Consider the following 14644-nt stretch of genomic DNA (forward strand, 5'->3'; position numbering starts at 1 on the left):
TTGAGTGGAAAAGTTACTTGAACAAATTAAAAAAGGCACCGTTTGGGCATTTCCCGGCGGCGTTCACCCACCACAACAAAAATCGCTCTCTAATAGCGCACGTATTGCTAGGCTTCCGCTACCTGATAAATTAGTTGTACCCATTAAACAGCACATAGGTGCAAACGGTAAATTAATAGTTGAAAAAGGCCAACATGTATTAAAAGGCCAGCCCCTTACAGCACCGGCTGCCAATTGGTCTGTGCCAGTACATGCGCCAAGCTCAGGTAGCATTGTTGATATTAGTTCGATGCCTTCGGCTCACCCTTCTGCACTGCCTGAGCTGAGTATTATTATTGAGCCAGATGGCAAAGATACCTGGTGTGACCTTAACCCTACTCTTAATCCAAGTGAGCTTAGCCACGATGACTTAGTTGATATAATTCATCAAGCAGGTATTAGCGGTATGGGCGGCGCGGGTTTTCCTACCTATGTAAAAGCCGATATTAAGCAGCCTATTGAGTTTTTAATTGTAAATGCTGTTGAGTGTGAACCGTATATAACGGCCGACGATGTGTTAATGCGCGAACATGCCACGCAAGTAGTGCAAGGCATAGAGCTGATGCAGCAAATTTTAAACCCAACACTGTGTATTGTAGGCATAGAAGACAATAAACCCGAAGCCATTGCCGCAATGACAAAGGCAGCAGAGCATAACGCTAATATTGTTATTCAAACTGTGCCAACGGTTTACCCGTCAGGTGGTGAAAAGCAATTAATAAAGCTTTTAACAAACCGCGAGGTACCCAGTGGCGGTATTCCTGCCGATATTGGTATTTTGGTACATAACACCGGTACTTTATTTGCGGTACAGCAAGCCGTATACGAAGGTAAGCCGCTAATTGAACGCGTTGTAACCGTAACCGGTAATACCATTCACAATGCAGGAAATGTCTGGGCATTATTAGGCACCGAAGTTAAGCACCTGCTAGATTGCCAAGGTTTTTCGCCTGTGCCACAGCAACGCGTTGTAATGGGCGGCCCTATGATGGGCTTTACCTTACCGACCGTACGAATTGGCGTTATTAAAACCACTAACTGTATTTTAGCTCCCGATCATAAAGAGCTTGCAGAGCCTGGGCCAGAAAAAGCCTGTATACGTTGTAGCGCCTGTGCAGATGCCTGCCCTGCTTCATTACTACCACAGCAGTTACAATGGTTTGCTAAATCTAAAGAGTACGACAAGTTACAAGAGCACAACTTATTTGATTGTATTGAATGTGGTGCGTGTGCATATGTGTGCCCAAGTGAAATTCCTCTTGTGCAATATTACCGTGTGGCTAAAGTAGAAATAAAAGAGCAACAAGCCGATAAAATTAAAGCCGATAGAGCAAAAGAGCGCTTTGACGCCCGTAAAGAGCGACTAGAACGCGAACAGCAAGAACGACAAAATCGTCATAAGCGTAAACCTGCGGCTAAAACCCCTGATGAAAAGCAAAAAGTGGCTGACGCCCTTGCTCGTGTTAAAAATAAATCATCTGATGGCGATGAAAAATCAGCTGTTGCCGCCGCTATAGCGCGTGCCAAAGCTAAAAAACAGCAAGGTGAAGAGCTCGAGCCTGATAACAGTGAAGTTACTAAAGAGCGTGCACAGCGTAAAGAGCAAGCGCGTAAATATAAAGAGCAAAAAGCAGCGCAAAGCGAGTCATCATCAGCACCTGATGATAAAAAATCAGCTGTAGCTGCTGCAATCGCCCGTGCTAAAGCTAAAAAAGCGGCTCAAACACAACAAAGCGATGAACCTCAAAACACTGAAGATGCAACACCTGCTGATGATAAAAAAGCAGCTGTAGCTGCCGCAATCGCCCGTGCTAAAGCCAAAAAAGCAGCGCAAGCGCAACAAAGCGATGAACCTCAAAGTACTGAAGATGCTGCACCAGCTGATGACAAAAAAGCAGCTGTAGCGGCTGCAATCGCCCGTGCTAAAGCTAAAAAAGCAGCACAAGCACAACAAAGCGATGAACCTCAAAGTACTGAAGATGCTACACCAGCTGATGACAAAAAAGCAGCTGTAGCGGCTGCTATTGCCCGCGCTAAAGCTAAAAAAGCAGCACAAGCGCAAGAAAGCGATGAACCTCAAAGCACTGAAAATGCAGCACCTGCGGATGATAAAAAAGCGGCTGTAGCGGCTGCAATCGCCCGCGCCAAAGCTAAAAAAGCCGCTAAAGAAGCTGAGCAAATAGAGCAATTGGACGAATCGAGCAGCGCTGAAGAACAAGCAGACAATGCTAAATCTGAAAGCTCAGAAGCAGATTCGCCAGAAGATAACAAAAAAGCGGCTATAGCTGCTGCTATTGCTCGCGCTAAAGCTAAAAAAGCCGCTAAAGAAGCTGAGCAAACTCAAAACGTAGAAAGCACAGAGCAATCAACTAAAAAAGATGTAAAAGCAGACACCCAAAGTGAAGGTGAGCAAACAGCTGCAGAAAAGAAAAAAGCGGCTGTGGCTGCTGCTATTGCCCGTGCCAAAGCTAAAAAGTTACAAAAAGAAGGAAATAATCAGTCATGAAATTAACCATGGCCAGTTCGCCGCATAACCATAGCCATAAATCGCTAACCCGATTAATGCTCACCGTTATTGCAGCGTGTATTCCTGGACTAATAGCCCAAATGTTCTTTTTTGGCACCGGCGTACTTATACAGCTTGTGTTAGCACTGCTTGCCGTTAGTGTTTTTGAAGCGGCCATTATGCTAATGCGTAAACGCCCTATATGGCCTGCACTTAGCGATGGCAGTGCATGGTTAACTGCTGTTTTACTTGCGCTGAGCATTCCGCCGCTTGCGCCTTGGTGGGTGATTATTATTGGTTGTTTATTTGCTATTGTCATTGTTAAACAGCTTTACGGCGGGCTTGGTTTTAATTTGTTTAACCCAGCTATGGCCGCATATGTTTTATTACTTGTGTCGTTTCCGGTGCAAATGACCGCCTGGCTACCCGTAACCGATTTACTCAATGCACCTATTAGCTTTGCCGATCAGCTACGCCTTATTTTTACCGACTTTACCGCGCTTGGCTTTAGTGTTGATCAAATGCGCGCAGGGATTGATGGCCTTACTATGGCCACCCCACTTGATACAGTAAAAACCGATGTAGCACATGGCTTAACTGTTAGTGAAAGCATGCAAAAATCAATTTTTGGGCAATGGGCTGGACTTGGATGGATATGGGTTAATTTAGGCTTTTTAGCCGGCGGTTTATACCTGTTAAAAGCTAAAATTATTAATTGGCACATTCCTGTAAGTTTTATTGGCTCATTAGCACTGTGTAGCGCCATTGGCTATATTGCGGCCCCTGGCACCGAGCCTGGTATGGTATTTCACTTATTAAGTGGCGCGACCATGATGGGGGCATTTTTCATTGCCACCGATCCGGTCTCTGCTGCAACCACCAATAAAGGGCGCTTAATTTATGGCGCGTTAATTGGCTTACTGGTTTATTTAATTCGCACCTTTGGTGGTTTTCCGGATGCGGTTGCCTTTAGTGTATTGTTAATTAACATTGCCGTACCCCTTATTGATTACTACACCCAACCGCGTACTTATGGCCACGGAGCAGTAAAATGATTATTTCGTCAATGGCTAAAAACGGCGCTATTTTAACGGCGTTTGCATTAGTTACCACAGGCTTAGTTGCCTCAATTGATGCCTTTACCGCCGATAAAATTGCCGAGCAAGAGCAGCTGCAGCTTACCTTACAATTACAAGAGGTATTAAACCCAAGTAGTTACGATAATCAGCTAAATACTGATTGTGTAATTATTAGCGATGAAAAATTAGGTCCCTACCCTGACCAAGTTATTTACCGTGCTTATAAAAACCAACAGCCTGTTGCCTTAGTTCTAAGACACGTTACACCTAGTGGTTATAGTGGCGATATTAACTTATTAACCGCCGTACTTGCCGATGGCACTATTGCAGGTGTTCGCACTACTAAACACGAAGAAACACCAGGCTTAGGCGATAAAGTAGAAGTTAAAAAATCACTATGGATCACCACGTTTAACGAATTAACAGTTGATAATAATGATGACGCGCGCTGGGCCGTTAAAAAAGATGGTGGCCAGTTTGATCAATTTACAGGCGCAACTATAACGCCGCGTGCAGTGGTGGGCTCCGTAAAAAATGCCGTGTTATTTGCTAAATCTAACTTTAATGACATTTTTGCACAGCCTAATGCATGCAAAGAGGTAACACCATGAGTGAATTAAAAACCTTATACAAAGAAGGACTGTGGAAAAACAATCCTGCTTTAGTGCAGCTACTAGGCTTATGCCCATTATTAGCCGTTACTTCAACTGTAACTAACGCGCTTGGCCTTGGCTTAGCCACGTTATTAGTATTAGTAGGTTCAAATATTACAGTATCGGTTGTCCGTAACTGGGTACCTAAAGATATTCGTATTCCTGTATTTGTAATGATTATTGCAGGCTTTGTTACCATTATTCAGCTATTAATGAACGCCTATACCTATGGACTGTATCAATCACTAGGGATATTTATTCCGCTTATTGTTACTAACTGCGCCATTATTGGCCGCGCCGAAGCATATGCTTCTAAAAACCCCGTTCACCTTTCTGCATTCGACGGCCTAATGATGGGCCTAGGTTTTATGGTAATACTTTTAGTATTAGGCGCAATGCGCGAACTAATAGGCCAAGGGACATTACTTGATGGCGCCGATTTACTTTTAGGACCGTGGGCACAAAGCCTACGTATTGAAGTGTTTAGTTTTGATAGCCAATTTTTACTCGCTATTTTACCACCAGGCGCTTTTTTAGGGCTTGGACTGATTATTGCGGCTAAAAATGTGATTGACGCACAAATAAAATCAAAACAAGTTACACCGCCAGAAGCCGAAAAAGGCCCACGCGCACGTGTTACTAGCTTAACTTAAGGGGAAACGCATTAACTTAATAGTGAATGCGTTTAAGTTGCATGAATAAAGAAAAACGTCACCAAATTCTATCGCGCCTACGCGATGATAACCCACACCCAGAAACCGAGCTTGAATATTCAAGCCCGTTTGAGCTACTTGTAGCAGTAACGCTCTCTGCACAAGCTACCGATGTAGGGGTAAATAAAGCAACACGTAAATTATTTCCCGTTGCTAATACGCCACAAGCCATTTTGGATATAGGCCACGATACACTGCGCGATTATATTAAAACCATTGGGCTATTTAATTCAAAAGCTGCAAACGTGTATAAAATGTGTCAAATACTGGTTGATCAACATAACGGCATTGTCCCCGAGAACCGCGAAGCCCTCGAAGCCCTACCCGGTGTGGGCCGAAAGACCGCAAATGTCGTACTCAACACAGCCTTCGGCTGGCCGGTAATAGCGGTAGATACACACATATTCCGTGTTTCAAACCGTACCAAGCTGGCTATGGGTAAAGATGTAGTCGCGGTTGAGCAAAAGCTTGAAAAGGTTGTCCCTAAAGAATTTAAAGTCGATGTACACCACTGGTTAATACTACACGGGCGCTACACCTGCGTAGCACGTAAGCCTAAATGTGGCAGCTGTATAATTGAAGACTTGTGCGAGTTTAAAGAAAAAACAGAGTAATTAAAGGGAATTAGATAATATTCAAACAGCGGGTTTGCATCAATTAACCGTAGCTATTAACTAATACTTTTGCTCTTAAACATTATTTGCCATGCTTTGGGAGCCACTCCATACTTATGATAAAAGTGTTTTCGATAAATTTGCTCCGAACTAAAGCCTGATTTTTCAGATACTTCTGTGATAGACAAACTTGTCGATTCCAGTAATTCCAAACTGTGATTAAGACGAGCATCGATTAACCAAGCATTAAAACTGATGCCATTGGCTGATTTAAAGTTTCGGCTAAAGCTACGAACGCTCATCATGCAGTAATTGGCTACGCCGTTTAATGTGTAATTATCCGAGATGTTTTCTAATACAAGATCTATTAAATTAGCAATTCTTGCATCGCTTGGTTTTTTTATTGTTGGGTTTTCAATATATTGATTTTGCCCCCCACTTCGCTCGGGAGAAGAGACCATGACTCGTGCGATTTGGTTTGCCACTTTGGCGCTATAATAATGCTTCACAATGTGAAGGCAGCAGTCGATAGCCGCTGCACTGCCAGCTGATGTAATGATGTTATCTTCTACTATATACAATGGGTTTATATCACAGGTAAGCAAAGGAAACCTTTTTGTAAAATCGTCACCGTACTTCCAGTGAGTTGTGGCTCTCAGATTATCTAGTAGCCCACTATAAGCTAAAGAGTAGGCTCCGAGGCATAAGCCAACAATTAACTTTTTATCCTTTTTAGCTTCGTTAAGTAGTTCCTGTAACTGACTGCTTGGAACTTGGTTAGGCAGCCAACTTGGTACAATAATAAGATCGGCTTGCTTAATAATGGAAATGTCGTGATGAATAGCAATACTTAAACCATCAGCTGAATGAATATGCTCATTGGTTTGAGAGCATACACGAACATTAAATAACTTTTGCTCGCATGAAACCGCATCTCTAAAAATGGCAAGTGGTACAGAAAGGTGAAACAAACTAATTCCTTCAAAAGCAACCACGGCAACTTCAATCATATACGTTTGGCCTAATAGTATAGTTATTTGCCACTATAGCCATTCCAAGCAAATTTCATATAATTACAATATACGTATAATTTAAATTATATGAGGTTAACTTAATGAAAGTGGTTGTAAATTATCCGCTCGTGGATGAAATTTTAGAACAATACCGTGACGTTATTAAATGCGATTACTTTGGTTACAGAAACCACATAACCAGAATGCTCAATTTTTGTCATTATCTACTGCCTGATATTACAGATGAAGAAAGTATGAAAATACAAGTAGCAGCAGTATTTCATGATATTGCACTATGGACTCACGATAGAGTCGATTATCTTGTGCCATCATATCAAGATTGCCATCAGTGGTTAGAAAACCAAGGGTTGAGTGAGTGGAAAGAAGAAATTCAAATAATTATAGATATGCACCACTTAATTAGTGAATACAGTGGGCCATATGCAAAGCTTGCTGAAGCATTTAGAAAAGCAGACCTAGTGGATTTTTCACTAGGTGTATTTAGAATGGGGATCAGTCGCTCGTTTATTAAAGACGTTAAAAGCGTAATTCCAAACGCAGGGTTTCATAAAGCTTTGATGAAGTTTACTTTTATTCAGCTTGGTCGCAATCCACACAACCCATTTCCAATGATGCGAGTTAAAAATATATACAAAACTTAATTAGCACTTATGTGGCCATTTAAACCAATTTTGAGCTGGTACAACTCACCTTAGGTACATTTAAAACCTTAAGGGAATAGTCATGTGTACTTTGAAAGTAAGACAGCTAGTTATTTAGCTGCCTGTCGAGTCTATATTATTTATAAATTGAGCCATAGTTACTAAACGCTCACCAACAATAAATGCAACGGTGCGTTTAACCCAAGGCGCTTTAATATTTGTGTAGTTTAGTTTAGCTAATACATAGGTTGTGACGATTAAAAGTAATAGTGATGACACGCTGTAAAACCAAACTATGTGTTGCTCTAGGTGTGCAAATAGGTCAATTTCAAATAGCACATCAAACCCAATAAACACATAAGCCATATAAAAAGGAGCTGACATAAGTAACAACTTAGTTAGTTGTAATTTATGTGAGCAAAGACGGTAAATGTCTTTTTGTAGCTGGCTAATTGGTTTTGCATAATCAATATTAGAAATATGCACTATTTGGCCAATGTTACCTGCAAGGCCAATAATGGCAAATACAGCTAATATTAAAGCAGATATTACAGGCGCTGAAACACTAACGTTTTTTGCAATATACTGGCCCAATAAAACAATAATAAAAAAGAATACTACGCTTTCAATAATACGTGCCCACTTCATATTATTAAGCTCTTTCATTTGTGTATTCACTTTTGTTTCGCTCAACAGGGATTGGTTTATTGTAATAGCAGATTCGTTAAGACTATTTTGCTGCTGCCATGTGTTTTTAAAATTATCTAAATTCATTTTAAGCCCCCTGTTTTTCAAATTGATTTTTTAATGTTTCTTTAATTCGGCCTATTCGCGTAGCCACATTGGTTTTACTTATGCCTAAACTCTTCGCTATGCTTTGATGGGGTTCGTCTTCTAAATACAGCAACATAATGGCTTTATTTAACTTATCGAGCTTTCCTATAAATTCATATAATTGCTTAACGTCTTCGCTTTTATCGTCTTGTGCTGAAAAGTCCGCTATATGCACTATGCACTGCTCGTTTGCATTGGCTTTATCTTCTCGTTTACTGTCTTTGCGGTAATAGGAAATTGCCACATTAAGCGCGATTCGGTACATCCAAGTAGAAAATTTATAGTCTTTGTTGTAGTTGTCATAAGCAAGCCACATGGTGGTGAGTATTTCTTGCGCTAAGTCTTGCCTATCATCTTGATTTTGACAGTACGAGTTCACAATTTTATACACAATGCCTTTATGCTGATCCATTGTTTGAGCAAAAAGTGCTTTTTTATTAGTGTTCATTTACGCATAAATCCATCATCTAAATTAATCTCATTACGTATTTGGCTCATCACAGTTTCATTGTGTTTAATTTCTAATGCTTCTGTTTTAAAAAGCAACAAGGTGCAACGTTATGGCTAATTCAACACGGTCTGTACACATTTAAATATAAACATTTTAACTGCACGATAAAACTCACATAATCGTCTTATCTAGTTATTCGCAGTATCGCTGCAATAATCACAATTATTTTAAAAAATAATTATTGGAGGGAGTAATAAGCTAAGCAAAGGAGCTAAGCGAGGAGTTAATTCTTTTTTTTGCCTTGCTATTAAGCGGGGACTCCTAGTTAAAAAAATTTTTTAATATAGCAATAGTTAATACTATTGTATCTCGGGTTATCAAATATGACTCAGGCTAAAGGTGGTAAAAAAACATACAACTTGCTATTAATAGTGAATAATAATTTAATAAGGTTTCTGCGTTAGCGCTGTAAGAAACCACAAAATTTCAAGGATGTATTTTGCAAAGTAATCATTCAAAATTTCAGCCAAATAAGTGGTCATTATTAAATTTAGCTGTTGTGCTTATACTGGCGAGTGCATTTTATTATTTGGGTCAATTTTCTGTATTTCATTCGATTCTTTTAAGCCTAATTTGTTTTATTTCATTTTTAACCTTATTAATTATAAAGCGTTGGAAAGCATATATTAACTATTTAAAAGCAATAGGAGATGAGATAGATCGAGACAGATTCTACCTAGGTGAACACATAGTATCGATGGTTCCTTACAGGAACTTACAAATAACAGTTCATGCACGTATGGATGAATCAGCTTTATTAATCAAAAAAGCAAATTGTTATATTTCAATTAATCTAAAAGATATTTGCTCATTTGAGCCAACTGAATATTTTGGACGGCCAATCGCCAAAGTAATATTGGCCGATAATAAAAACTTAGCTCCTGCACTCTATGTACCTTGGTCTGAAGAAATGGCGCTAACTCAAAGTAAATCACATGGGTAAACGCCTTTGTTTGCTTATCACGCCTTAAAGGTATTAAGAGTTACACTCTAAGGCGATACTAAGATTTATAGCGCTTTAACCCTGACTAAGTGCGTACCTTTAAATACCACCAAATTAAAGGCACGAGTATCACTAATTCAATACCAACATTTAGCCACTGTTTTGCTACCGAGCCATCTAACATAATGCCAATAAGCCTTGCGACTAAAAGCCCTACGAGTAACGATGACAGTGTTGCGGCTGTGGTAGCTTGCCAAGGTGCGAGCTGATGATGAAATTGCAGCAATAAGCCAAAACCAATAAATAATCCCCACCAAATTCTACGCTCTACGGCCTTAAAAATATCGCTAGGGACTGGCTTATTACTTATCAACTCAGGGTTGGCAGCTAATACAATGCCGAAAATAATTAACACTGCGCCAACAACCCTAAAAATGACTATATTATCCATGATTAATTCCTCAGGTTGGTTGCTTGATTAATCGCTTGCTCAACAAGCTCCCTAGGTAATTCTTTTGCTTGGCTCCACTGCTTTGGCGATTGTCCATACATACGCTTAAACTCTCTGCTAAATTGTGATGAGCTCACATAGCCTACCGTCATCGCGGCGGCGCTTACATTCATGCCTGCTGCAATTTTCATCGCAGCGGTATTTAAGCGCATTGATTTAACAAATTGGATAGGCGACATGGTAGTGGCTTCTTTAAATTTACGGTGTAAAACCGCTCTACTTACTCCTACTTTTGCAGCTATATCATCTATAGTTACAACCTCATGTAAGCGCGAAGATAAATAGTTAATGGAGCGTGCTATTTCATTACCTACGCCAAATGCTCGTTGAGCAGCCTGCCCTGCCTCGCCTTTTAAAACTGCGTAATATAATTCACGAAGGCGTCCCTCCCCTAACACCGACATATCAACGGGTTTATCTACTAATTCAAGTAAGCGCAGTAATGAACTTGTGAACGCGGTGTCCCATTCAGCTAACGCTAGCCCTTGTGGCGCGTTGTTTAAAGTATGCTTTTTAACACGGCTTGCGGCCATTGCAATACTCAGCTCGGTCATTACCTTTGTATCAAGATAAATTATAACCCCTAACAATGGGTTATCGGGCGATGCGGTGGGCGTACCGGCTTCAACTGGCATTGACATTGGGCAGCACATGTATTGGTTTTCATCGTAAACAAAGTGTTTGCCATCGAGTATGGCTTCTTTGGCGCCATTAACTATAGCAACAATACATGGCTCGTAAACGGCGGGTGCACAGCGCATCGACTGCGTTACTTTAAAAAGTTGCACACCTTTAATACCTGTTTCAATTAGAACACTGCCTGTGTTGTCTGAGCTAGGTAATGCGCTGTTTAATACTTTATTTTGTATTAACTGCTTAATTTGCTGTTTACTCATATCGCTGCGCTTTTTAATAAACTATGAACTAAACGTACCACCGAAAAAAACCAAGCTCAACGATGCAATACAAATAGGCATGTTTTAGAGAGTATTTCGCCTAGTTACAGCTTTTTGTGAGAGCTATATTACCTATCAAGTAATTTTATACTAGATAGGAATTTACTAATGAGTACAGCAAACCAATTTGGCCCCGAAGGCTGGACACCCGAACATTTAAACTCTTTAACAGGAAAATGCTATGTAATAACCGGCGCAAATACCGGTGCAGGTTTTGAGGCAACACGCATGTTACTCAGTAAAGGGGCTAAAGTAGTTATGCTTAACCGTAACCCTTTAAAATCTGATGAGGCAATCGCAAAATTAAGGCAAGAGTTTGGCACTAATACCGATGTGAGTTTTATTAAAATGGACTTAGCAGAGCTTGCATCGGTGCGCCAAGCAGCCAGCGATTTATTAAATACAACACCGCATATAGATGCACTTATTTGTAATGGTGCAATAGCACAAGTGGCCACTCAGCAATTTACTAAGGACGGCTTTGAAAGTCAACTTGGCGTTAACCATTACGGGCACTTTTTACTGTGCGGCCTTTTATTTGAAAGGTTAAATGAATCTAATGGGCGCATAGTGGTGGTTGCCAGTGAAGGTTACAAAATGGGGCTTAAAACTATTCAGTTTGATGATATGAACTGGGATAAAAACTACCACCCAAATAAAACCTATTGCCACAGTAAACTTGCACAAATGATGTTTGCCTATGAACTACAAAACAAAGTTGCAGCAGCTAACAAAAACGTGCAGGTATACGTATGCCACCCAGGTGCAGCTAACACGTCCCTAATTGGTGAAAATGTTAACTTTATCACCCGTTTTACATGGTCATTAATAGTAAAAATGGGCTTAGCGCAATCGGCAGAGCAAGGCGCCTACCCAGAGGTAATGTGTGCCACAGAGCAAAATTTAAAACAGCGCGCTTATTATGGCCCATCAGGCAGGTGGAATTGGAGCGGCCCTGTCGGTGAATGCACGCTAGAGTCATTTGCTTTAGAGCCAAGCGTACTGAGTAAACTATGGGCTGTTTCGCAAAAGCAAACTGGTTTTAACTGGGCTATTTAATTTAAGTGTTAGTAAGCGTTTAAAGGCACAAAGTGTAATGAAAACTAATTTTTTTAGCTGCTTAATACTATTACAACTGCTATTAATTACCGGCTGTAAAAGTAGAGCTAACGCGCCTATTTTATATAAGCCGAATGATGAGCTTGTCATACTTGCACATGGACTAGGCAGGAGCGATTGGGCAATGTTGCACTTTGCTCAGCAGCTTAAAAATGCAAATTATAAGGTATGCAGCCTAAATTATGATTCTATAGGGGAAAGCGTTGAAGATGTGTTAGCGCAAACAACTACGCAAATTAATGCCTGTATTTCTAATGCCAGTAAAATACATTTTGTAGGCCACTCCCTTGGAGGATTGGTTATTAGGGCATACTTACAAAATAACGTTACAGTATTAAATAATAATACCCTTGGTAAGGTTGTTTTAATTGGTACCCCTAATAAAGGCAGTGAGCTTGCCAATCATCTAAAGGGCTCATGGTTAATGCGCTTAGGGGGCGGTATAAGCCAATCACTTATTACAGGCAGTAATAGTTTAGGCAATAAAATAAGTGAGTTAAGTCTAAATTTAGGCGTTATAGCTGGTAATAAAGCATCCTCTCTTACACAAGATTACTTTAACAGTGAAAACGATGGATTGGTGTCTGTAGAATCAACCAAGCTGAGGGCGTGTTGATTTTTGCGGATTGAAATTTGTTCAATCTAGGGGCGATTAAATCGCGGCGCGAGGTTTGTAACCTAGTGGGCTAAGTAATAACCGAGTAACAAAGAGTTTATCGCCCCTAGGCAGAACCCGAAGGGCAGCGCATGTTTGGCATTTATGCTGCGTTATCGCCTATTTATGGGGAGTAACCACACTTCACAGGCTCTGCCTTGCCTAAAAAACAAACATGCAGCTGCAAATTCAACCATCAAAGATCGACACGCCCTGCTAATATGAGCGACTTTATTACCCTCGATGTAAGCCACAGTGCAATGCGTTACAACCAACAAGTAATACAACACCATTTATTTTTTACAAACTGGCGCATTTATTCCAAACGCTAATTCATTACCTATTAACCAGAATGTAGATTAAATAGCTAATTTAAGGGCAAAAAAAAGCAAGCCTAGCGGCTAATGCCGATCAGTTAAGAAATATTTAATGATCCATTGACCGATCTTCTGGCTAGTATATAAAGACTCCTGAATTTATTCAGGAGTCTTTTCTTTTGCAACTCACTACCGCACTTTCTCTTGCCAATGGCTATGCCCCTAACTCAGAAGGCTTAGGTCAACTGAGTGATTTTTTATGCTCTGATTTTATCAAACAATGTGCTGAAACAGCCGGTGTCGCGACTATAAGACGAAGAAGGCTGCCTGTTGAAATGGCTGTTTGGACTGTAATTTGTATGTCACTTTATCGTGAAGACCCACTCTGGAGCATTGTCAGTAAATTGGGTTTAGCATTACCCGGTAAAAAAGAGCTTGTTGCGCCTAGTGCTGTCGTACAAGCAAGACAACGCCTTGGCGCTGGTGCAGTGAAAGAAGTCTTTGAACAAAGTCAAAAAATGTGGAATAAGGATGCTAACCATCCCACATGGTGCGGGTTATCTCTCTTAGGCGTTGATGGCGTTATTTGGCGCACACCTGATACCCAGGAAAATCATCAAGAATTTTCTGCTTGGAAAAACCAGCACGGTGATACGGCCTTTCCTCAAGTTCGTATGGTATGCCTAATGGAGCTGACTAGCCATTTATTATTGGGGAGTGCCTTTGATAGCTGCCGCTCAAGCGAAATGGTACTTGCAGAAGACTTAATCGAAGTAACACCCGATAATTCACTCACGTTATTTGACAGAGGCTTTTATTCTTTGGGCTTACTAAATCGCTGGCATCATGCAGGAAAAAACCGCCATTGGCTCCAACCCATGAGAAAAGGAACCCAGTACGAAGTCGTTCGCTCTTTAGGACGTCAAGACAAACTCATCAAACTAAAAACAACAGCGCAAGCGAGAAAAAAGTTTGCAGACTTACCTATGGACATTGAAGTAAGGCTGGTAACGAAAACAATTAAAGGGAAAGAAGTAAATATTCTGACGTCATTGAGCGACCCAATGCGTTTTCCCAAGGCTGAAATCGTTGACTTATACAGCGACCGATGGGAAATAGAACTTGGCTATCGAGAAATGAAACAAACCTTATTAAATAGTCACTTCACGTTACGCAGTAAAAAGCCAGATATGATAGCGCAAGAGCTATGGGGCATAATGCTTAGCTATAACTTACTCAGGTATCAGATGGTAAAAATGGCGCAGAAAAAGCCGGGACTTTATGCCAAGCACCTGAGTTTTACGACGTGCGCAATCAGTATTATTAACTTAATTCACACGATGTTTATAGAGAATGCGGGACGTATCCCAAAATCTATTGAGCAACTACAAGCACAAGTTGAACATCATATTTTACCGATAAAACGAGAGAGAGCGTATCCAAGGTGTGTGAAACCAAAGCCCAGTAAGTATTCCAATAAAAAACGCCAGTCAGTTGTTAACTGACTGGCATTAAGCCT

At 40.6% G+C, this 14644-nt stretch carries 15 protein-coding genes; 10 read left to right on the forward strand and 5 right to left on the reverse strand.

Annotated elements, in window-relative coordinates:
• Positions 1–4: 4 nt before the first annotated feature.
• The 5 genes from rsxC to nth are packed head-to-tail and all read left to right on the forward strand — an operon-like array spanning position 5 to position 5604.
• Complete coding sequence (gene rsxC / locus PESP_RS11015; protein ID WP_089348076.1) at positions 5–2545, forward strand: electron transport complex subunit RsxC; 2541 nt, start codon at positions 5–7, stop codon at positions 2543–2545.
• A complete protein-coding gene (gene rsxD, locus PESP_RS11020) occupies positions 2542–3600 on the forward strand; it encodes an electron transport complex subunit RsxD (RefSeq protein ID WP_089348077.1) in 1059 nt (352 codons plus the stop codon). The genes rsxC and rsxD overlap by 4 nt, the downstream gene beginning before the upstream one ends.
• Positions 3597–4235, forward strand: coding sequence for an electron transport complex subunit RsxG (gene rsxG / locus PESP_RS11025; protein ID WP_089348078.1), 639 nt, complete (start codon positions 3597–3599; stop codon positions 4233–4235). The genes rsxD and rsxG overlap by 4 nt, the downstream gene beginning before the upstream one ends.
• Positions 4232–4930, forward strand: coding sequence for an electron transport complex subunit E (locus PESP_RS11030; RefSeq protein WP_089348079.1), 699 nt, complete (start codon positions 4232–4234; stop codon positions 4928–4930). The genes rsxG and PESP_RS11030 overlap by 4 nt, the downstream gene beginning before the upstream one ends.
• Positions 4931–4971: 41 nt before the next feature.
• Entirely contained in the window at positions 4972–5604 is a 633-nt protein-coding gene (gene nth / locus PESP_RS11035) for an endonuclease III (RefSeq protein ID WP_089349155.1), read from the forward strand.
• A 56-nt stretch (positions 5605–5660) separates the two neighbouring features.
• Here the strand turns inward: nth and PESP_RS11040 are convergent, their stop codons facing one another.
• On the reverse strand, positions 5661–6614 hold the full coding sequence (locus tag PESP_RS11040) for a GlxA family transcriptional regulator (protein ID WP_089348080.1): 954 nt from the start codon (positions 6612–6614) through the stop codon (positions 5661–5663).
• Positions 6615–6718: 104 nt separating this feature from the next.
• Between PESP_RS11040 and PESP_RS11045 the strand changes: the two genes are divergently transcribed.
• Positions 6719–7279 carry a hypothetical protein gene (locus tag PESP_RS11045; RefSeq protein WP_089348081.1) on the forward strand — a complete coding sequence of 187 codons (561 nt, stop codon included), beginning with the start codon at positions 6719–6721 and terminating at the stop codon, positions 7277–7279.
• A gap of 114 nt (positions 7280–7393) precedes the next feature.
• On the opposite strand, the gene PESP_RS11050 is transcribed toward PESP_RS11045, so the two are convergent.
• Together PESP_RS11050 and PESP_RS11055 are read right to left on the reverse strand one after the other, a co-directional pair.
• On the reverse strand, positions 7394–8053 hold the full coding sequence (locus PESP_RS11050; protein ID WP_089348082.1) for a hypothetical protein: 660 nt from the start codon (positions 8051–8053) through the stop codon (positions 7394–7396).
• 1 nt (position 8054) lies between these two features.
• Entirely contained in the window at positions 8055–8561 is a 507-nt protein-coding gene (locus PESP_RS11055) for an RNA polymerase sigma factor (RefSeq protein ID WP_089348083.1), read from the reverse strand.
• Between the two features lie 502 nt (positions 8562–9063).
• On the opposite strand from PESP_RS11055, the gene PESP_RS11060 reads away from it, so the two are divergent.
• Positions 9064–9567 (forward strand): hypothetical protein, encoded by a 504-nt coding sequence (locus PESP_RS11060; RefSeq protein ID WP_089348084.1) that lies wholly within the window; start codon positions 9064–9066, stop codon positions 9565–9567.
• An 85-nt stretch (positions 9568–9652) separates the two neighbouring features.
• Here the strand turns inward: PESP_RS11060 and PESP_RS11065 are convergent, their stop codons facing one another.
• Together PESP_RS11065 and PESP_RS11070 are read right to left on the reverse strand one after the other, a co-directional pair.
• Complete coding sequence (locus PESP_RS11065; RefSeq protein ID WP_089348085.1) at positions 9653–10018, reverse strand: DUF4345 family protein; 366 nt, start codon at positions 10016–10018, stop codon at positions 9653–9655.
• Positions 10019–10020: 2 nt separating this feature from the next.
• Positions 10021–10974, reverse strand: a complete 954-nt coding sequence (locus PESP_RS11070; RefSeq protein ID WP_089348086.1) for an AraC family transcriptional regulator — start codon at positions 10972–10974, stop codon at positions 10021–10023.
• Positions 10975–11142: 168 nt separating this feature from the next.
• Between PESP_RS11070 and PESP_RS11075 the strand changes: the two genes are divergently transcribed.
• The 3 genes from PESP_RS11075 to PESP_RS11090 all read left to right on the forward strand — a co-directional run bounded on the left by PESP_RS11075 (position 11143) and on the right by PESP_RS11090 (position 14630).
• Positions 11143–12093, forward strand: coding sequence for an SDR family oxidoreductase (locus PESP_RS11075; protein WP_089348087.1), 951 nt, complete (start codon positions 11143–11145; stop codon positions 12091–12093).
• Positions 12094–12130: 37 nt separating this feature from the next.
• On the forward strand, positions 12131–12769 hold the full coding sequence (locus PESP_RS11080) for an alpha/beta fold hydrolase (RefSeq protein WP_089348088.1): 639 nt from the start codon (positions 12131–12133) through the stop codon (positions 12767–12769).
• A gap of 535 nt (positions 12770–13304) precedes the next feature.
• Positions 13305–14630, forward strand: coding sequence for an IS4 family transposase (locus PESP_RS11090; RefSeq protein WP_089346385.1), 1326 nt, complete (start codon positions 13305–13307; stop codon positions 14628–14630).
• Positions 14631–14644: the final 14 nt, after the last annotated feature.

This window comes from Pseudoalteromonas espejiana DSM 9414 (assembly GCF_002221525.1).
Taxonomy (GTDB): Bacteria; Pseudomonadota; Gammaproteobacteria; order Enterobacterales; family Alteromonadaceae; genus Pseudoalteromonas; species Pseudoalteromonas espejiana.